The organism is Streptomyces sp. cg40 (genome assembly GCF_050320165.1).
Classification (GTDB): Bacteria; Actinomycetota; Actinomycetes; order Streptomycetales; family Streptomycetaceae; genus Streptomyces; species Streptomyces hokutonensis.
Genome location: NZ_CP190128.1, coordinates 10,445,607 through 10,464,339, shown reverse-complemented (window position 1 = coordinate 10,464,339; position 18,733 = coordinate 10,445,607). Strand labels below are relative to the sequence as shown.

16 protein-coding genes are annotated in these 18,733 nt (G+C 70.8%); 7 read left to right on the top strand and 9 right to left on the bottom strand.

The window, feature by feature from the left end; genetic code table 11:
• Positions 1–204: 204 nt before the first annotated feature.
• The 4 genes from ACQHII_RS47085 to ACQHII_RS47070 are packed head-to-tail and all read right to left on the bottom strand — an operon-like array spanning position 205 to position 5,348.
• Entirely contained in the window at positions 205–1,071 is an 867-nt protein-coding gene (locus tag ACQHII_RS47085) for an ATP-binding cassette domain-containing protein (RefSeq protein WP_427925081.1), read from the bottom strand.
• Positions 1,068–2,819: a dipeptide/oligopeptide/nickel ABC transporter permease/ATP-binding protein gene (locus tag ACQHII_RS47080; protein ID WP_427925080.1), complete on the bottom strand. Its 1,752-nt coding sequence runs from the start codon at positions 2,817–2,819 to the stop codon at positions 1,068–1,070. Before ACQHII_RS47080 ends, ACQHII_RS47085 begins: the two co-directional genes overlap by 4 nt.
• Entirely contained in the window at positions 2,816–3,766 is a 951-nt protein-coding gene (locus ACQHII_RS47075) for an ABC transporter permease (RefSeq protein WP_427925079.1), read from the bottom strand. The genes ACQHII_RS47080 and ACQHII_RS47075 overlap by 4 nt, the downstream gene beginning before the upstream one ends.
• A 10-nt stretch (positions 3,767–3,776) precedes the next feature.
• Complete coding sequence (locus ACQHII_RS47070) at positions 3,777–5,348, bottom strand: ABC transporter substrate-binding protein (RefSeq protein ID WP_427925078.1); 1,572 nt, start codon at positions 5,346–5,348, stop codon at positions 3,777–3,779.
• A 387-nt stretch (positions 5,349–5,735) separates the two neighbouring features.
• On the opposite strand from ACQHII_RS47070, the gene ACQHII_RS47065 reads away from it, so the two are divergent.
• The 7 genes from ACQHII_RS47065 to ACQHII_RS47035 all read left to right on the top strand — a co-directional run bounded on the left by ACQHII_RS47065 (position 5,736) and on the right by ACQHII_RS47035 (position 13,518).
• The gene (locus ACQHII_RS47065; protein ID WP_427925077.1) at positions 5,736–7,214 is read left to right on the top strand and encodes an FAD-dependent oxidoreductase; all 1,479 of its coding nucleotides are present in this window, start codon (positions 5,736–5,738) and stop codon (positions 7,212–7,214) included.
• Positions 7,207–8,667 (top strand): FAD-dependent oxidoreductase, encoded by a 1,461-nt coding sequence (locus tag ACQHII_RS47060; RefSeq protein WP_427925076.1) that lies wholly within the window; start codon positions 7,207–7,209, stop codon positions 8,665–8,667. The genes ACQHII_RS47065 and ACQHII_RS47060 overlap by 8 nt, the downstream gene beginning before the upstream one ends.
• A gap of 32 nt (positions 8,668–8,699) precedes the next feature.
• Positions 8,700–9,392 (top strand): nuclear transport factor 2 family protein, encoded by a 693-nt coding sequence (locus ACQHII_RS47055; protein WP_427925075.1) that lies wholly within the window; start codon positions 8,700–8,702, stop codon positions 9,390–9,392.
• A 212-nt stretch (positions 9,393–9,604) separates the two neighbouring features.
• Complete coding sequence (fdxA, locus tag ACQHII_RS47050; RefSeq protein WP_427925074.1) at positions 9,605–9,925, top strand: ferredoxin; 321 nt, start codon at positions 9,605–9,607, stop codon at positions 9,923–9,925.
• 228 nt (positions 9,926–10,153) lie between these two features.
• Entirely contained in the window at positions 10,154–10,288 is a 135-nt protein-coding gene (locus ACQHII_RS47045; RefSeq protein WP_427925073.1) for a hypothetical protein, read from the top strand.
• A 415-nt stretch (positions 10,289–10,703) separates the two neighbouring features.
• On the top strand, positions 10,704–12,107 hold the full coding sequence (locus ACQHII_RS47040) for a cation:dicarboxylate symporter family transporter (protein WP_427925072.1): 1,404 nt from the start codon (positions 10,704–10,706) through the stop codon (positions 12,105–12,107).
• A gap of 166 nt (positions 12,108–12,273) precedes the next feature.
• Positions 12,274–13,518: a hypothetical protein gene (locus ACQHII_RS47035; protein WP_427925071.1), complete on the top strand. Its 1,245-nt coding sequence runs from the start codon at positions 12,274–12,276 to the stop codon at positions 13,516–13,518.
• A 29-nt stretch (positions 13,519–13,547) separates the two neighbouring features.
• Here the strand turns inward: ACQHII_RS47035 and ACQHII_RS47030 are convergent, their stop codons facing one another.
• The 5 genes from ACQHII_RS47030 to ACQHII_RS47010 all read right to left on the bottom strand — a co-directional run bounded on the left by ACQHII_RS47030 (position 13,548) and on the right by ACQHII_RS47010 (position 18,733).
• On the bottom strand, positions 13,548–15,155 hold the full coding sequence (locus ACQHII_RS47030) for a HEAT repeat domain-containing protein (RefSeq protein ID WP_427925070.1): 1,608 nt from the start codon (positions 15,153–15,155) through the stop codon (positions 13,548–13,550).
• Positions 15,156–15,314: 159 nt separating this feature from the next.
• Entirely contained in the window at positions 15,315–16,031 is a 717-nt protein-coding gene (locus ACQHII_RS47025) for a 3-keto-5-aminohexanoate cleavage protein (RefSeq protein WP_427925069.1), read from the bottom strand.
• A gap of 47 nt (positions 16,032–16,078) precedes the next feature.
• Positions 16,079–16,768 carry an RraA family protein gene (locus ACQHII_RS47020; RefSeq protein WP_427925068.1) on the bottom strand — a complete coding sequence of 230 codons (690 nt, stop codon included), beginning with the start codon at positions 16,766–16,768 and terminating at the stop codon, positions 16,079–16,081.
• Positions 16,769–16,776: 8 nt separating this feature from the next.
• Positions 16,777–17,568, bottom strand: coding sequence for a carbon-nitrogen hydrolase family protein (locus tag ACQHII_RS47015; RefSeq protein ID WP_427925067.1), 792 nt, complete (start codon positions 17,566–17,568; stop codon positions 16,777–16,779).
• 76 nt (positions 17,569–17,644) lie between these two features.
• Positions 17,645–18,733, bottom strand: coding sequence for an ABC transporter ATP-binding protein (locus ACQHII_RS47010; RefSeq protein ID WP_427925066.1), 1,089 nt, complete (start codon positions 18,731–18,733; stop codon positions 17,645–17,647).

The window sequence follows — 18,733 nt, the reverse complement described above, 5'->3', positions numbered from 1 at the left end:
CGCCGGCGCCGACGGGCCGCGAACCGTACGGCGAGGAACATGCACGCCGGGGCAAGCCCGTTGACCGCCGGGCCGGCCTCGGCGGATGTTTCGCGGTCGCCGGATCGCGGTGGGCGAACGTCCGCGGGCACGACCCGGCGACGCCCCGCCTCCTCCATGGCAGGGCCTGGTGCCTTGGCCCCGGCAAGCCCCACCGGCAGGCGGTCAGCTCCCCTCGGTTCCGGCCGCCTCGCGGGCCGCGCGGCGGGCCGCTTGGGCGACCGGGTCGGGCAGCGGGGCGGCGTCGACCAGGGCGCGGGTGTACGGATGTCGGGGAGCCGTCGCGATCTGCTCGGCCGTACCGTGCTCGACGATCCTGCTGCGGTGCATGACCGCGGTGCGGTCGGCCATGTAGCGGACCACGTCCAGGTCGTGGGCGATGAAGAGGTAGCTGATGCGGAAGCGGGCCTGGAGGTCTTTCAGCAGCGCCAGGATCCTGGCCTGGATGGAGACGTCGAGTGCGCTGGTCGGCTCGTCGCAGATGATGAGGTCGGGTGAGACCACCAGGGCGCGGGCGATCGCGATGCGCTGACGTTGGCCGCCGGAGAAGGCGCCCGGGTAGCGTTCGGCGGCGTCGCCGGGCAGCTGCACCAGCTCCAGGATCTCGCGGATCCTCCGCTTCTGCTTCGCCCGGTCCCGACGGCCCGCGGCGAACAGGGGCTCGGCGAGCGTGTCGCCTACCGTGCAGGTCGGGTTGAGGGAGCTGTACGGGTCCTGGAAGACGTACTGGATCCGGGCGGCCAGCGCGCGGCGGGTACGCCGGTCGGCGTGGGTGATGTCCTGCCCGTCGAACACGATCCGCCCGCCGGTCGGGGCGACCAGGCCGACGACCGCCCTGGCCAGGGTGGACTTGCCGGAGCCGGACTCCCCCACCAGGCCCAGGGTCTCGCCTCGCCCCAGGTGCAGGCAGACTCCCTCGACGGCGGCGGCTCCCTGGTCATGGCGGTCGGCGGGGTAACGGACGACGAGGTCCTCGACCCTGAGCAGGGCGATGGCGGCCGGGCTGCCGCTGACGCGGTCCGGGTGGGTCATGGCTGGACTCCCTCGTGGTGCGGCTCCGGCGTGCCGCGCTCCGCGTGCAGACGGGCCGGGTTGGCGGCGAGCAGGGCGCGGGTGTACTCGTGCCGGGGGTCGGCGTAGAGCCGGGTGACCGGACCCTGTTCGACGATCCCGCCGTGGCGGACGACCGCGGCACGGTCGCACAGGTCGGCGACGACGCCCCAGTCATGGGTGATCAGCAGGATCGCCATCCCGGTGCGGGCCTGGATGCCGCGCAGCAGGTCGAGGATGTCGGCCTGGACCGTGACATCCAGTGCGGTGGTGGGCTCGTCCGCGACGAGGAGGCGGGGACGGCAGGCCAGGGCGCGGGCGATGGCGACGCGTTGAGCCATGCCGCCGGAGAGCTGGTGCGGGTAGCGGCGGGCGACTGCCTCCGGGTCCCGGAGGCGGACCTGGGCGAGCAGGTCGACCGCTTCCCGCCGGGCGGTGGCCCGGTCGTGTCCGTGGTGGTGGCGGAGCGCCTCGGCGATCAGGTCGCCGACCCGCCAGGCGGGGTCGAGGGAGGCGTGCGGTTCCTGGAAGATGTGGCCGATGCGCAGGGCACGACGCCGGGCCGGGGAGAAGCCCGCGATGCCCGTGATGTCCTCGCCGTCGAGCAGTACCCGTCCGCCGGTGGTCCGCCCGCCCTGGAGGATGCCGAGGACGGCCCGGGCCAGGGCGGTCTTGCCGCTGCCGGACTCGCCGACGACGCCCAGGGTCTCCCCTTCCCGGACGTGCAGGTTGGCCTGGTGGACGACGGTCTGCTCGCCGCCGGGGGTGTCGTAGGCGACCGAGAGGTCCTGGACGGACAGCACCGGGGTGTCCGTCGCGGGTTGCGGTGCGGGGCCGGCCGGTGCCGCGGGGCGTTTCCGCGGTGGTGGGCCGTACGGCACCCGGACGCCGCTCCACTGTTCGGTGAACACGTCCCGCAGGCCGTCGCCGAGCAGACCGCAGGCGATGACGGTGAGTCCGATCGCAGTGCCGGAGGCCGTGATGAGGGCGGGGGCGGAGCCCATGATCTGCGCGCCGTCGCCGATCATCAACCCCCAGGAGGGGTGGGGTGGTTGGGTGCCGAAGCCGAGGTAGGCCACGCCGGTGGTCATGAGCAGCGCCATGCCGCTGAGGAGGGCGCCCTGGACCAGGACCACACCGCGGATACGGGGCAGGATGTGGCGCAGCATGATCTGTCCGGTGGACAGGCCGGCCACGCGTGCGGCGTCGATGAACGTCTCCTGGCGTATGGACAGGGTGGCGGCGCGTACGACACGGGTGAAGGGTGCGCACAGCATCAGGCCCATGGTCAGCATGGCCAGGTCGACATGGTTGCCGAAGACGGCGAGGACCACGAGGAGGATCACCATGCCGGGCATCGCCATGACCACGTCGGTGACGGCCCCGAGCATGCGGTCGACGCGCCCGCCGAGGAAACCGGCCAGGACTCCGAGCAGCACCCCGAGGACGAGGGCGACCAGGACCGCCTCGGAGGCGTAGAGCAGCGAGGGACGGGCTCCGTGGATCAGCCTGCTGAGGGTGTCCCGGCCGATCTGGTCGGTGCCGAGCCAGTGCGCCGCGCTCGGACCCTGGCGGGCCGCGGTGAGCTCGCCGGTGGTGGGCGACTGGAGGGGAAGCCACGGGGCCAGCAGCGCGGCCAGGACCAGCAGCACGAGATAGACCAGGGAGGCGAGGGCCGCGGGTTTGCGGGCGAGTCGGCGCAGGGAGTCGGGCAGCTGCGGGGTGCTCATGAGCCGATCCGTACTTTGGGGTCGACCAGGGCGAACAACACGTCCACCAGCAGGTTGGCGAGGACGACGATGACGCAGAAGTAGACAGCGGCGCCCACGATGACGGGAAGGTCGTGCTCCAAGGCGGCCTGGACGACGGCGCTGCCGAGTCCGGGCAGCGCGAACACGTTCTCGACGATGACCGTTCCGCCCAGCGCGGCGACGAACTGGGTGCCGCCGGTGGCGAGCACCGGGATCGCGGCGTTGCGCAGCACATGTCCGGGCAGCACCCGGCGCAGCGGGATCCCCTCGATCCTGAGGGCCTGGACGTACTGCTGGCGCAGGACATCGTCCACACTGTCCCGGGTCTGCTTGGCCACGGTCGCCACTCCCCCGATCCCGACGGCGATCACCGGCAGCAGCAGGCTGCGCAGCCAGTCGACCGGGGAGACGGACAGCGCGGTGAACCCGGTGGCGGGCAGCCAGCGCAGTTGCACACCGAAGTACTGGCTGAGCATCAGCGCCACCCAGAAGGACGGCAGGGCGAGCCCGATCATGGCGCCGAGGTCGATCAGCCGGGCCACCGCACCGCCGCGCAGGGCGGCGAGGGTGCCGCCCGCGACGCCGGCGGTCACGCTGACCAGTACGGCGCCCAGGGCGAGCGGGAGGGTGACGGCGAGGTCGGCGTTGAGCACCGAGACCACGGGCTGCGGGGCGATCAGCGAGTCCCCGAGGTCGCCGCGCAGGGCGTCCCACAGCCAGGTCCCGTACTGCGCCCACAGCGGCCGGTCCAGTCCCAGCTGCTCACGCAGCGCGGCGTACTGCTCGGGGGTGGCGGTGTTGCCGAGGATGCTGTGGGCGGGATCGCCGGGGATGAGGCCGACCAGTACGAAGGTGAGCGCGGAGACCACGACGAGCAGTGCCAGGCCGACCCGCAGGCGGCGCGCGATGAGACGGCGGACGGTCATCGGAGCCCGCTCACTTGCTCGTGAAGGCGTAGGAGGCGTCCGGGCCGATCATGCTCGGCATCGGTGTGACGTAGCTGGTGCTCGGCAGCTTCACGCCCGTACCGACCAGGTCGACGTTGGTACGGGTGACCAGGGGGACGCCCAACGCCTGCTCCGTCAGGTAGGTGTTGAGCTGTCGCAGCTTGGCCGTGACGGCGGAGGCGCCGTCGGCGCCGGCCGCCTGGGCAAGAAGGGACACGGCGGTGGCGTCGGCCTTGGTGGAGGGGTTGAGCAGCGTCTTGGGCGAGACGATGGACTGGGTCGCGGTCGAGTACAGGTCCACCGCGGCGAGGTTGAAGAGCACCGCTCCGTAGTCGCCGGAGCCGAGCCGGGTCTGGAACTGGGCGAAGGTGCCGGAGTTCACGGTGAGTTGGACCGTAATGCCGATCTTGGCGAGCTGGCTCTTGAGCACCTGGGCGAGCGAGCCGCCCGGGTCGGTGGTTCCGTCGGTGAGCAGCTTGAGGGTGAAGCCGCCGCTGTAACCGGCCTCGCTCAGCAGCTGCTTGGCCTTCCCCGTGTCGTTCGGGTAGGCGCTGTCCAGGGAGGCTGTGTAGTCGGCGGTGTTCTTCGGGGCGAACTGGTACTGCGGGGTGGCCAGTTGGGCGTAGAAGTCCTTGGCGATGGCGGCGCGGTCGACGCCGTACGAGATGGCCTGCCGCACAGCCTTGTCGGCGAGCGGTCCGCTGCTGGTGTCGAGGAAGCTCAGGATGTCCCAGGTGCCCTGGCCCGTGAACTGCTGGTAGCCGTCGGCGGCGCTCGAACCGAGCTGGCCGAGCGGGATCTGGGTGGCGTCCTGGATCTGGCCCGACTTCAGCGCGTTCAGGCGGGCGGAGGCCGAGGCGTAGGGGCGGATCTCGATCTTCTTGTACTGGATCGCGGACGGGTCGAAGTAGTTCTTGGCCGCGGTGAAGGTGTACACCGAGTTGACCCGGGTGTTCGCGGAGTCCAGTGCGTACTGGCCCACTCCGTCCGAGGCGGTTTCCAGGCTCTTCGGTGCGGCGAGTCCGTGGGGGCCGATGATCAGGCCGACGCCCCAGAACTGGGTCAGCGATTCGACGGCGTTCGGGAACGCGCTCTTGTAGGTGATCCGTACCGTGTCGGTGTCCACGGCCCGTACCGCGGAGATCGGGCCGGCCGCGGCCAGGTTGGGGTTGGGCGTCTTGAGGAAGTAGTCGACGGAGTTCTTCACCGCCTGGGCGGTCAGCGCGGTGCCGTCGGCGAACTTCACGCCCTTGCGCAGGGTGAGCTCGAAGGTCTTGTTGCCCTTGCCCGCATAGCCCCAGGAGGTCGCCAGGTCGGGGACGTACTTCCCGTTGTTGGTGCGGTAGATGAGTGGGTCGTAGGCGTAGACCAGGGTCGGGCTGATCGGGCTGAGCACCGGGTTCATGCTCGGCAGGGACATCTGCAGGCCGATGGCCAGGGTGTCCGCGGCACCGGCGCCGGAGTCGCCCGTCGAGCCCCCTCCCCCGCAGGCGGTCGCTACCGCCAGCAGCAGCGCCGTGGCACCGGCGGCCCTGGCGACGTTCCTCAGTCGTGCGGTCATCACTGCTCCCTTGGCGAACCGGGCTGCGGGTCGGGGCGGACCCACCGCTCCCGCTGGGATGGGTCCGCCGTAGTGCAGGAGTGCAACAGGCGGCACCGGCTTGGGGAATAGCCCTCGGTGATCGCGTACGCCGATGGCCACCATCCGTCGCTCGGATGCCTGCTCTCCCGGCCCGCGCCGGGGCCTTCCTGTCACAGGTCAGGGCACCCAAAAGCATGAAAAGAACCAAACAGATATAACTCTCATGACCGTCAAGTCGGGTATCCCCACCCGCTTTCCCGATCCCACGGATCCCGACCGGCAATGCCGCAACCCCTTGGCCCGGCCGCGTTGACCTGGCCAAACTCCAGGCACCGTTCCCACCGAAGCCGATCGGGAGGCTCCCCCGTGCAACCCAGGACCACCGCAGACGTCGTCGTCATCGGCGGCGGCGGCGCCGGACCGGCGGCCGCACTCGCGGCCCAGGACAACGGCGCCCGCCGTGTGCTTCTCGTCGAGGAGCGCGCCAAGCTCGGCGGCAACGCCGTCTTCGCCACCGGCCTGTGGGCCTGCGAGACCCGCCAGCAGCGGGAGGCGATCGTCGACGTCTCCGCGGACGAGGTTTTCCGTACCGCGATGGAGTGGCACCACCACGAGCGCGTCGACCCGCGGATCCTGCGCACGGTCATCAACAGGTCCGGGGACACCATCGACTGGCTGACGCAGAAGACCGGCATCGACTTCGTCATCAGCGTCGAGTACAAGATGTCCTACGACCACCTTCCGACCTGGCACGTGCCGGTCCGGATCAAGGAACACCACGGCCACGACCTGCTGAAGTTCAGCCAGGTGGTGCGCGCGCTCGCCGACACCTTCGAGGCCGCCGACGGCGAGATCTGGACCGGTGCCAAGGCGACCGCCCTGCGCACCGGCGAGGACGGCGCGGTGACCGGCGTCGTGGTCGAGCGCGAAGGCCGCGAGGAGATCGTGGAGGCCGGCGCGGTGGTGCTCGCCACCGGCGGATTCCACGGCGACCCGGAACTGATGAGGAAGTACTTCTACTTCTACGACGACACGATCGGCGGCTTCCGGATCCCGATGGCCGGAGACGGCATCCGGATGGCGGCCGAGGCGGGCGTACGCCTGGAGCCGCACGCCACCCTGATCAAGGAGACCTGTTCCAGCAGCGACAAGCCCAACGAGTACAGCCTCGGCCCCGCCACCCGTCAGCCCGATACCGTCTGGGTCAACCGGCTGGGCCGCCGCTTCAGCGACGAGAGCGTGGCGATCCACCTCCAGACCGGCGCCAACCCCTTGCTGCGCCAGCCCGGCATGACCGGCTTCGCCCTGTACGACGACGCCATGGTCCAGGACGTGGACGACAACGGCTGGCTGCTGCCCCGGGCCCCACTGCGCCCGGCCCATCTGCGCAAGCACCTGGACAGCGCCACCGCCACCGGCGACTGGGCCGTCACCGCCGACACCTGGGCCGAGGTCGCCGCCTGGATCGGCACCCCGACCGAGGCACTGGAGCGCACCGTCGCCGACTACAACGAACACTGCGCCCGCGGCTACGACGCGGAGTTCGTCAAGGACCGCCGCTACCTGCGACCGCTCCTCGAACCCCCCTTCCACGCCATCAGGTTCGGCCCGATGATGATCGACACCGTCGGCCCGGTCCGGGTGGACGAACGGATGCACGCCATCGGCGAGGACTACACCCCGGTGCCCGGCCTGTACGCGGCCGGCTCGCTCGCCTCCGGCTGGCAGGGCAGCGACTACTGCGGACAGCACCTGTTCGGCATGGCCCTCGGCTTCGCCGTCAACTCCGGCCGGATCGCCGGCGAACAGGCCGGCCGGCACGTCGCGGAGGCCTCCCGTGCCTGACGACGGCCAGAGCACCGCCGATGTGGTCGTCCTCGGGTCCGGCTGCGCCGGGCTGGCCGCGACGGTCTCCGCCGCCGAGGCCGGCGCCTCGGTCCTGGTCCTGGAGAAGACCGGGCGGATCGGCGGCGCGATCCACGGCGGTGCCGGGCTCTTCGCCGTCGAGACACGGATGCAGCGCGACCGGCAGATCCCGCTCACCCGCGACGAGACGTTCCACCGCCTGATGGAACACACCCAGTGGCGCAGCGACGCACGGCTGGTCTCCGCCTACGTCGAGCAGTCCGCCGACACCGTCGAGTGGCTCACCTCCATGGGCGTGGAGTTCAGCGACGTCGTCGCCTACTACCTGGGTGCCGACCCGACCTGGCACTACCGGGAGCCGGACAGCCCGGAGATCACCGCCGTGTTGGAGCAGCGGGCACGCGCGCTCGGCGTGCGGTTCCGCACCGGGTGCCGCGCCCGCGCCCTGACGACCGACACCGCCGGCGCCGTGACCGGGGTGACCGGCACGGCGGCGGATGGTGAGTCCTTCGGCGTGGACGCCCGTTCGGTGGTCGTGGCCACCGGCGGCTTCGGCGGGTCCCCCGAGCTGATCGAGAAGCACACCGGCTACCGGCACGGCAGCGACCTGTTCTCCTTCGCCCACCCGGAGCTGACCGGCGACGGCATCGCGCTGGCCCGGGCGGCCGGGGCCGCGCCCAGCCCCACCATGATGGAGACCTACGTCTGCCTGCCGGCACCGTACTGGGGCCCCGGCGGTACCCCGCCGGAGCTGGGTTCGTTCCGTCAGCCCAACCTCATGGTCAACCAGCTCGGGCAGCGCTTCATGGACGAGTCGGTCATGCGCCATCCCGGGTACGCGTCCAACGCGGTCCGCCGGCAGCCGGGCGGCCACGGCCTGATGGTCCTCAGCGCCGACATCAACGCCCACTACGAGCGGGAGCGCTGGGACTTCCTGATGTCCAAGCTCCCGATCACGCGGCCGCAGGACTTCGACGCGGAAGTCTCCAAGGCCATCGCCGAAGGTTTCCCGCACATCCTCCGGGCCGACTCGGTCGAGGAGCTCGCCGATCTCGCCGGCATCGACCCGCACGCCCTGCGCGCCACCGTGCAGGCGTACAACCAGGCGTGCCACACCGGGCGCGACACCCTGATGCACAAGCCCGCCCGCTACCTGCGACCGGTCGAGGACGGCCGGACGCTTTACGCCGCCCGCTTCTCCGTGGGCGGCTACGGCAGCCTCGGCGGTATCGCCGTGGACGACCTCTGCCGCGCCGTCGACCCGCGGGGACTCCCGATCTCCGGCCTCTTCGGGGCCGGTCGCGACGTCAACGACCTCTACGGCGGGACCTATCCGTTCGTCATGTCGGGCAACAGCACGTCGTTCAGCTACAACTCCGGGCGCATCGCCGGCCGCAGTGCCGCGCTGGCCGTCCGGGCGCAGCACTGCTGACGCCATCGTCCCAAAGATCCGAAAGGCTTTTCATGTCCACCGAAATAAGCACCAACCGGACCAAGTCCATGACGGCCGAGCAGCGGCTCGCCCGCATGGAGGCGGTGCACGACATCCAGAACCTGATGGGCCGTTACTCCTTCCTGCACTCGGCGAACATGCACGAGGAGTGTCTCGACCTGTTCGCGATGGACACCCCGGACGTGCGCGCCGAGATGATGTGGGGTGTCTACGAGGGCCCGGAGGGCATCAAGCGCTGCTACCCCGGTTTCCACGTCTGGGCCGACGGCGACCCGACCGGCAAGATGCACATGCACGCCCTGACGACCTCGGTCGTCGAGGTCGCCGACGACCTGAAGACCGCTCGCGCGGTGTGGGTCTCCCCCGGGCACGAGACCGGCCCCAGCTTCCACAAGCTGGACGACCCGACGCCGGTCGCCAACTGGGCCTGGTGCAAGTACGCCTGCGACTTCCTCCTGGAGAACGGCGAGTGGAAGATCTGGCACCTGCACGTCTACGGGATCTTCATGTCCTCCTTCGAGAAGAGCTGGGCCGAGGAACCCGACGACATGAACCCCGACGACATGCCGCCGCTGCCCGCGGAGTACGCGCCCGACCGCCCGCCGACCACCCACTGGAACTACCGCCCCGACCGCGTCTACCTCAACGAGCCCGCCGCGCCCGCGCCCTACGCGGACTTCAGCCAGGTGACGGACGCCTACTGATCCGCCTTCTCCATGTGCCGCGGTCCTCCGCCCGCTCCAGGGCGGAGGACCGGGCGCAGCGAACGCCCGGCCGCCCGGCCAGGACCTCCGGTACGCACCGACCGGCATCTTCCGCGCGGTCCACCGGCCCTGCCACGACGACCTCCAGGTGCTGCTCCACGGTGCCGAGACCGTCACCTCCGGAAGCCCGCACCACCACCTGAGGAACCACCATGACTTATGTGATCGCCCAGCCGTGCGTCGATGTGAAGGACAAGGCCTGCGTCGAGGAGTGCCCCGCCGACTGCATCTACGAGGGCGAGCGGATGCTCTACATACAGCCGGACGAATGCGTCGACTGCGGTGCGTGCGAACCGGTCTGCCCGGTCGAGGCGATCTTCTACGAGGCCGACGTCCCCGCGGAATGGGCCGACTTCACCGAAGCCAACGCGATCGTCTTCGCCGTGATCGGGTCTCCCGGTGGCGCCTCCCTGACGGGCCCGCTGCCGGCCGACGCCCGGACGGTCACCGCGCTCCCCCGACGTGACGCCTGACCGCGATCCGTTCCCGCGACGCGACGAGCCGGGATTGTGGCGTCAGGCTCTCCGAGAAGGCCCGAGTCGGGCGCCTGAAGCATCATCGAGGTCGCCCCGTCGATCTACGGCGGCCACCCGCGCGGCATCGCCTCCGCCGGCATCGAGGAGCCCAACGCCCTTCTACAGAAGGGCGGTTCGTACTCGGAGGGCATGCTGCCGGCGCCGACGGTCGAACTGTACGAAGGCATGTCCGCCACGACACCGACATCCCGGTCGTCGGCGCCGGACCGTCCGGGCTCGCCGCCGTCGGCTCCGGAGCCCGCCCTCGGTGCCGCCTCCGAGGTCGTCGTACTCCAACGCACCACGGCCTTCGGCTCGTAGGACAACTACGTGCCAGCCTCCGGCGGCGCACCGACCACCTCTGACCCGGCGGGCCCGAGCCCGCCACCGGTATCTCACGCCGACGACTGTGGCGCACAGGGGCCCGCAAGGCGATCCTCGCGACCGGCACCCATGAACGCCCCCAACCTTCGCTGGCATTCACGGCCGAGGGCCTGCTCACCGCCGTCACCGTCCAGGGCATCGACGGCGACGGTCGACTCACCGGCACCAAGGTGTCGTTCGACTGCGACCTGCTCACCGCCCCGACGGCCACGGCCACCGGCCATTGGACGAACGTCCAATATTTCGGCGGTGACGGTTCGTGGCCTTCTGCGAGGACGCCACTTGAACCATAGTTGCCACCGATCAGCGGAATATGAATTCCGTATGGCGGAACCAGTATCGGAGGTAGCTCGTGCCGTTGTCCGCACCGTCCCTGCCACGCCGCACCGCGCGTCTGCTGCGCACCTCACTGTTCGCGCAGGTCGCCTGCGCACTGCTGCTCGGCCTCGTCGTGGGCCGGCTCTGGCCCCACCTCGGGACCGCCGTCCAGCCGCTGGGCGACGGCTTCATACGGCTCATCAAGGCCGTCATCGCGCCGCTGGTGTTCTGCGTCGCGGTCACCGGCATAGCGAAGGCCGGGAACCTACGGGCCTTCGGCCGCATCGGCATCAAGGCGCTGATCTGGTTCGAGGTGGCCACCACGTTCGCCCTGCTCCTCGGCCTCCTCGCCGGCAACCTCGTCCAGCCCGGCGCGGGCATGCACATCGACCCCGCCACCCTCGACACCAGCGCGGTCGACGCGAAGACCGGCGGCGCGGCGCTGCCGTCGACCAGCGAGTTCCTGCTGCACGCCCTGCCCGACAGCGCGGTCGGTGCCTTCGCCGAGAACTCGCTCCTCCAAGTCCTGGTCCTGGCCTGCCTGGTGGGCGCGGCCCTGCTCCACCTGGGACACACGAAGGTCCCCGCGATCCTGCCGGCCGTCAACCAGGTCCAGGAGATCGTCTTCGCCATCGTCGGCTTCGTCATGAAACTCGCCCCCCTCGCGGTCTTCGGCGCCACCGCACACCTCGTCGGCCAGTACGGCCTGGGCGTCATGTCGACCTACGGCAAGCTCATCGCCGTCAGCTACGGCGTGGCCGCGCTCTTCCTCCTGCTGCTCGCCATCGCACTGAAGGCGTTCACCGGCCTGAGCCTGTGGAAGTTCATCCGCTACACCCGCGAGGAGATGCTCCTCGCCCTCGGCACCGCCTCCAGCGAGACCGTCATGCCCCGCATGATGCAGAAACTGCGCCACGCCGGCTGCCGCGACGACGCCGTGGGCCTCGTCCTGCCCACCGGCTACTCCTTCAACCTCGACGGCGCCTCCATCTACCTCTCCGTCGCGACCCTCTTCATCGCCCAGGCGGTCGGCGTCGACCTCACCCTCGGCCAGCAGGTGACCGTCGTCCTGATGCTCATGCTCACCAGCAAGGGCATGGCGGGCGTGCCGGGTTCGGCGTTCCTCGCACTGTCGGCGACCGCCTCCGCGCTCGGCGTCATCCCGGCAGGCGCCGTCGCCCTCCTCCTGGGCGTGGACCGCATCATGGACTCGATGCGCGTGGCCACCAACCTCCTCGGCAACTGCGTCGCCGCCTTCGCCGTTTCCCGCTGGGAAGGCGCGCTGGACCTCACGCGGGCCGAACAGGCACTCAACGGCGAGTCCGCCTTCGTGCCCGACCGGGACGACACGGTCGCGCCGGTCGAGGATCTCCATGAGCCCGGAGCCGGACGACCCTCGGAGCCGGTGACCGTCCACCGACCGGTCCAGGCCGATTGAGCCACCGCAACTCGCCACAGCCGTCCCCCCGGTTCAGAAGGCATGCTCCGAGGCGATGTCTTCCATGGTTAACCACCATCGGCGCAGCGATGGGCAGCGGAGTCGAGCGCGCTCTAGTGTCCACGGCAACTTCCTTGCTCCGTGGGCCTCTTCACCGGGAGACGACATGCGTCCCACCGCTTTCCACAAGATCCGCAGGCACCGGCTCGCCGTACTGCCGGTGCTGACCGGACTGATCGCCTCCAGGGCCTTGTGGGGAGCGCCGCCGGCCTTCGCCGACATCGTGGATCCCACCGCGTGCAGCACACCCGGACCGGGCGGCGGCTCCGGCACGATCACCAGTACCTCCGCATTCACCCTGGACGGCGGCAGGGCGGCGTTCTCCGACCGGCTCTTCACCGCCGACGACACCAATGAGACCGCCGTCCTGGTGAAGAACGCCGGCGCGCTGCGTCTGCTGCGCCCAACGGTGGTCACCGGCGGAAACACCGAGTCGGCGGACGACAGCAGCTTCTACGGTCTGAACGCCGCCGTACGCGCCACCGGGACCGGGAGCAGCATCGGCATCCGCGGCGGCGGCATCACCACCACCGGCTCCGGCGCGAACGCCCTGCACGCCGACTACGACGGCTCCATCACCATGACCGGCGGGAGGCTGGACGTGTCCGGGCAGTTCGCGCATCCCGTCCTTGTCAGCCACGACGGCAACGCTGTACTGCGGGACGTCGACATGGTATCCACCGCGTGCCACGGCTCGGCGGTGGCGACCGATCAGGGTGACGGCACGATCGAGGTGCACGGCGGGCGGCTGGAGGTCAGCGGCAAGTACTCGACCGTCCTCTACGCAACCGGGACGATCAAGGCCTATCGAGTCCGTGGAGTCGCGAGGGCGGACAACGCCGTGGTCATGGCAGGCACGACCACGACGGTACTGGCCGACCACAGCGATCTCACCGGCGCCCTGGACGGGGTGCAGGGCTTCGCCATGGGCACCGCCGACAACACACTGACCGTGCGGGGCGGTTCGATCACCGCACAGGGCGGCCCGGTATTCGACTTCTCCGGCGGCACCACGGTCATCGACGTGTCCGACGGCGCCGGGCTCCTCTCCGCCACGAACCAGTTGGCAACGGTGTCCGGCGGCGCGACCGTGACCCTCAACGCCTCCGGCACACGGCTGCACGGCACCATCACCGGAGCCGCACTCGCCCTGTCCCACGGTGCCACGTGGTCCTCCCCCGGCGACTCCGCCCTGACCTCTGTCACCGGATTGCGGGTGAGAGGCAGCGAGGCGCACGGCATCACGAGTGCGGACGCCATCACCTACGACGCCTCCCTCGCACCCAACGCCTACCTCGCCGGCCGAACCTACGCACTGGCGGGCGGCGGCACACTCACTCCGGCGCCCTGACCGCGGGCGCCTGCGGCCTTGCCTGTTGGTCAACCCGGCCCGAGGGAACGGACATCGACCACGGGGTCCCAACTCTCCACGGCCCAGGGCAGCACCTCGCCGACGATCGCCTGCCGAATCCGTTCCACCGCGTCGGGCTCGTACCACGGCGCTTCACCGGTGATCGGGCGGAAGACGGGGCCCATACTCTCGGCCAGGGCCAGACAGGCGTACTCCACCGCCCTGCCGACATGCTTCAAGGACCCGCCGGGCGACTCGACGGCACGGACCATGGCTTCTGCGGCCCACAGTGTGTGCTCCCGCTGAGCCGTCCCATGCGGATCGATGCCCGGACGGGCGGGAAAGTCCGGAGAGACCGCCGAGACATCGACCAACGGACCGCCGAACGAGGCGAGTTGGGCAGGTACGTCTTCTCGACTTCGGCCACGCGCGACAACCCACCGTTCCACCTCCTCGACCCTGTTCCGCACGTCCTCGGCCATGTCGTACAGGTACGCCACACGGCGCACGGCCGCGAGCGCCACCCTCGCGGCCACCTCGTGTCCTTCTCCGCTCATACTGTCCACCCAGGCCAGGAGTGCCGTTCGGGAATCCACGGCGGGCCAGGGACCGGCCAGCAGCAACAGACGGTCGGCCGTCGGATCCGTGACGGGCGATTCGCGGGGCCGGGCGTGGCCACGCAACTCGCCGCGGAACACCTCCCCGACGCACGCGGACTCCACCGGTCCGCGGTGCCGGACGGCCGACACGATCGGCAGGGCCCGGCTTCCCAGTTCCTCCAGCAGGCGCAGGCAACGGCCGTACCGCTCCCGCCCCTCCTCGCCCGGTGCCCGCCGCCGCAACTCGTCCGCCAGGAGGTCCAGCGCCTTGCCCTCGTCGAAGCCCAGCAGTGCCCGCACAACCTCCGGCCGGTGCGCCTCGTCGCGGCGGAAGAGCGCGCACAGTGCCGCCCGCACGACGTCGTCGGGCCCGCGCAACCGGGCGAGCGTCATCAGACAGAAGTGTCGCACCCATCGCTGCGGGTCGGTCAGCCCGGCGAGGGCCGCGTCCCGGGCCTGCCCGGGCAGGTCGCCCTCCAGCCGCGACAGCGCCTGGGCAGCGGTGATCCGGACTCGGTCCTCCTGGCCCACGTCCAGACAGTCGGTCAGTGCGCGGATCGCGAGCGGCGTCGCGCGGGGCCGCAGGGGGCCCGCCAGTTCGAAGAGGACATGCGCCCTCACCTTGGGACTCGCCGCGGCCAAGGACTCCAGTACGGCGGGGATCGCGCAGGTCGGCACCGGGCGGATCCGGGCCAGCGCATCGACACTGTGGGCCATCGTGCGAAGAGCCGACTTCCCGTTCCGCACCCGGGCCGCTGTCCGAAGACCGTCCACGAGCGCGGGCACGGCAGGCAGTCCCAGAGCGGCGAGCCGTCGTACCGGCTCGGACACGTCGTCCGTGAGCAACCGCTCGGGCTCCACCGGCCAGGCGCGCTCGCCGGTCCGGTGCGAGACCCCGTGGTACGGCTCACCGCCCATCCGGTCGATCCACCCCTGCACCGACCGGCAGTCCATCTCCCCGGCCCGGCGCAGAGTGTCGGCGAGCCGCCGCAGAGAGCCGAGATCGTGCGGCCGCGCGGCCCGCCAGGCACGGACCACATCGGCATCCGCCCCCGGAACACGCCCAGTTGCCCACCCGTTCCTGCGCGGTGCCATCGTCCGTCCGTCTTCGCGTAGCCACACCAAGGATTCGGACCAGAGCGTAGCTCTGTCTTCTCGCCAACCGGCAACGCCGACTGGCGTCCGGCCCGCCGGTCGTCAGCCCGCCATGGCGCGCGCGGCGCGGACAAGGGTGCTGTTGTCCGACGCCAGGGCGCCGTCGGGAAGATGCATGCCGTCCTCGAACCCGATGCGTGTCTGGTGACCGTCCTCCAGGGCCGCGCGCAGCACGGGCCAGGTCGTGGCTCCCTCGCCGTGGTAGAGGAGAGGGCAGGTCACCCCGGCCTGACGAATACGGACGGCCATCGCCCGGGCGTGGTTCACAGCCGCGGCCGGTTTGGGGTCCATGGGCTCGATGAGGATGCGTACGTTGTCGTGGAGCGTCGGAGAGGCGAGCAGCGCGGGGATGTCGTCGAGGCTCCACACCGCGCTCTCCAGGTCCATGCCGCGGGCGACGACGAGGGACGCCGTCTCGGCGGCACCCTCCTCGCTGAAAGCGACGGAGGCGAAGTCGGGCAGTACCTCCCACGCCTTGACCAGTGCGTACCGTTCCTCGGGGCCCGAGCAGGTCCACAGTCCCGTGGTGGTGCCGACGATCGCGCCGGGCGCCGTGGAACGGACCTCGCGCAACACCTCGGCCAGGGCACCGGGCTCGATGGTCTGCCCTCCGTCCGGGGTACGGACATGAAGGTGGACGACGTCCGCGCCGGCGGCGATCACCGCGGCGGTGTCCGCGGCGAGTTCCCGCGGGGTGACGGGGACCGAGGGGTGTTCGGTCTTGGTGAGTCCGCCGTTGACGGCTGCCTTGAGAAACACGGGAACTTCCTTGTCGAGTACGGGAGTTGAAGTCGAGTGGCCGTCGGCTACGACGTCGCGGACGCGGCGAGCAGCTTCGCCACCGTCGCCGAGGCCCCGGTGAGTTCGCCGAGCGGCTGTCCGGTGTAGAGATCGGCCACGAGCGCGGGTTCCTCCTCGTCGTCGAGGAGCGCCTCGTCGAGTACGGCGGCGATGCGTGCGGCGGGGGCGATCAGGAGCCCGTTGGCGTCGCCCAGGACGAGGTCGCCCGGTCCGACGGGGACGCCACCACAACTGATGGGCGCGTTCAGGCTGCCGTCGGGGATGCCGTGCAGTTTGGTGGTCAGCAGCGAGGTGCCGTACGCGTAGATGGGCAGCCCGAGTTCGCGCAGTGCGTCGATGTCCGTGCAGACGCCGTCCACGACGGCGCCGGCCGCCCCGCGTGCGGCGAGGGCGTTGACGACGACCTCGCCGAGGGGGGCGTGGCGGCGGTCCCCGCCGCAGTCGACGACCACGACGTCGCCGGGGCCGACCAGGCCCGCGGTGTGGTGCAGCAGGGTGGAGTCAGTGGGGGTGATGCGTACGGTCACCGCCCGGCCGATGAGCCTGCCCGCACCGGCCACCCGTCGCAGCCCCGTGTCGCAGAAGCCCTCCTCCAGGTAGTGGCCGAGCGTGGGGAAGTCGACCTGGGCGAGGCGGGCCGCCAACTGGGTGTCGAGCAGCGGGAGTTCGCTCAGGGGGCGAAGGTCGATCGGCATGCTGGTGGTCACCTCGGTCCGATGATGATGCGGCGGTTGCGGAGTACCGGCAGGACGGTGCGGGCGCGGTCGATGCGGTGCTTGTCGGCGTCGATCACGAACAGGGCGCGTTCCTCCTCGCCGAGCGCGCCGCGGACGATACCCAGCGGGTCGACGGCCATGCTCATCCCGATGCAGTCGGGCGTGGTGAGCGAGGCGGCCACCACCCAGCAGGTGTTCTCGATCGCCCTGCTGCGCAGCAGCGTCGTCCAGTGGTCCTCCTTCAGCGGGCCGCGCACCCAGGCCGCCGACACCGACAGGAGGTCGGCGCCCATCTCCACCAGGGAGCGGGTGAACTCGGGGAAGCGGATGTCGTAGCAGTTGACGAGCCCGACGTTGAACTCGCCGATGCGTACGACGCAGGGGCCGTCGTCACCACGCTGGACCTCGCGGGACTCGCGGTAGTCGAAGGCGTCGTAGAGATGCATCTTGCGGTAGCGGCCGAGGAGTTCACCGTCGGCGGAGACGGCCGCGATGGTGTTGTACGGGAGGGCGGCGCCGCTGCCCTCGTAGCCGCCGGCGATCACCGCGGTGCCGTGCGCGGTCGCGATGCGGGACAGTCCTTCGACGAAGACGGGCCAGTGCTTCTCCGCGACCTCCCGCAGGGGCTGCGCGGCGGCCTCGGCCGGGATCATCGACTCCTCCGGAAAGACGACGAGTTCGGCGCCCGCCGTCACGGCCTCGCCGACCATCTCCTCGATGGTGGCGAGGTTGCCGCCTGGGTCGGCGGTCGGGGCGAACTGGGCTACGGCGACCTTCAAGGCCGTATCTCCTTGCTGTGGGGGTGGGTTGCGGGCGTCCGGGTGCGAAGTGGGCCTCCGGTGAGGCGCGTTGTGGTCAATCGGCCAGGAGCCGGGACGCCTGCGGGTCCCAGTGGGCCAGCACCGGTCCGCCGGCGGTGAGTCCGGCGGGGGCGGCGCCGTGGCTCTCCGCGACGAAGGTGCCGCCGTCGGCGAGGGCGAGGTGGTAGCGGGTGGCGCTGCCGAGGTAGACGACCTGCTGGAGGGTGGCGGGCAGGACCGCCCGTCCGGCCGGGGGCGTGGAGTCCCCGGCGCTGATGTGGACGTGTTCGGGGCGTACCGCGAGATGGGCCTCGCCGGTGAAGGCCCCGGCCGGGAGCGGCACGGTGCCCAGGCCGTCCACCGTCAGGACGGTGCCGTCCGCCTTTCCGGTCAGGAAGTTGGAGGTGCCGATGAACTCGGCGACGAAGCGCGTGGCCGGCCGCTCGTAGATGTCCTCCGGGGTGCCGACCTGGACGACCCGTCCGTTGTGCATGACCGCGATGCGGTCGGACATCGTCAGGGCCTCCTCCTGGTCGTGGGTGACCGTGACGAAGGTGACCCCGACCTCGCGCTGGATCTTCTTCAGCTCCAGCTGCATCTCGGCCCGCAGCTTCTTGTCGAGCGCGCCGAGCGGTTCGTCGAGCAGGAGCAGGGAGGGCCGGCCGATCAGCGCGCGGGCGATGGCGACGCGCTGACGCTGGCCGCCGGAGAGCTGGGAGACGGCCCGGTCGCCGTAGCCCTCCAGGCGGACCAGGGCGAGAGCATCACGGACCGCTTCGGCCCTCGCCTGCTTGGAGTGGGTCTTGCGCACCTTCAGTTCGAAGGCGACGTTGTCGTGGACGTTGAGGTGCGGGAAGAGGGCGTAGCTCTGGAAGAGCATGTTGAGGTCCCGCTTGTGCGGCGGGACGCCGCCTGCCGGGATACCGCCGAGTTCGATGGCGCCCTCGGTGGGCTCCTCGAAGCCGGTGATCATGCGCATCAGGGTGGTCTTGCCGCAGCCGGACGGGCCCAGGATGGAGAAGAACTCGTTGTCCCGGATGTCGAGGGTGACGTCCCGGACGGCGTGCGTGGCGCCGAACGACTTGCCGATCCCGGTCAGTCTCACGGCCGGTACGTCGGTCTGGGGTGGGGAGACGACGGTCAT

Bases quoted from the DNA above. Each gene is read 5' to 3' on its own strand.
- ACQHII_RS47080 (WP_427925080.1), bottom strand. From the start codon at position 2,819: ATGAGCACCCCGCAGCTGCCCGACTCCCTGCGCCGACTCGCCCGCAAA.
- ACQHII_RS47055 (WP_427925075.1), top strand. From the start codon at position 8,700: ATGTCCACCGAAATAAGCACCAACCGGACCAAGTCCATGACGGCCGAG.
- ACQHII_RS47085 (WP_427925081.1), bottom strand. From the start codon at position 1,071: ATGACCCACCCGGACCGCGTCAGCGGCAGCCCGGCCGCCATCGCCCTG.
- ACQHII_RS47070 (WP_427925078.1), bottom strand. From the start codon at position 5,348: ATGACCGCACGACTGAGGAACGTCGCCAGGGCCGCCGGTGCCACGGCG.
- ACQHII_RS47020 (WP_427925068.1), bottom strand. From the start codon at position 16,768: ATGCCGATCGACCTTCGCCCCCTGAGCGAACTCCCGCTGCTCGACACC.
- ACQHII_RS47035 (WP_427925071.1), top strand. From the start codon at position 12,274: ATGCGTCCCACCGCTTTCCACAAGATCCGCAGGCACCGGCTCGCCGTA.
- ACQHII_RS47075 (WP_427925079.1), bottom strand. From the start codon at position 3,766: ATGACCGTCCGCCGTCTCATCGCGCGCCGCCTGCGGGTCGGCCTGGCA.
- ACQHII_RS47045 (WP_427925073.1), top strand. From the start codon at position 10,154: ATGTCCGCCACGACACCGACATCCCGGTCGTCGGCGCCGGACCGTCCG.
- ACQHII_RS47010 (WP_427925066.1), bottom strand. From the start codon at position 18,733: ATGACCGTCGTCTCCCCACCCCAGACCGACGTACCGGCCGTGAGACTG.
- fdxA (WP_427925074.1), top strand. From the start codon at position 9,605: ATGACTTATGTGATCGCCCAGCCGTGCGTCGATGTGAAGGACAAGGCC.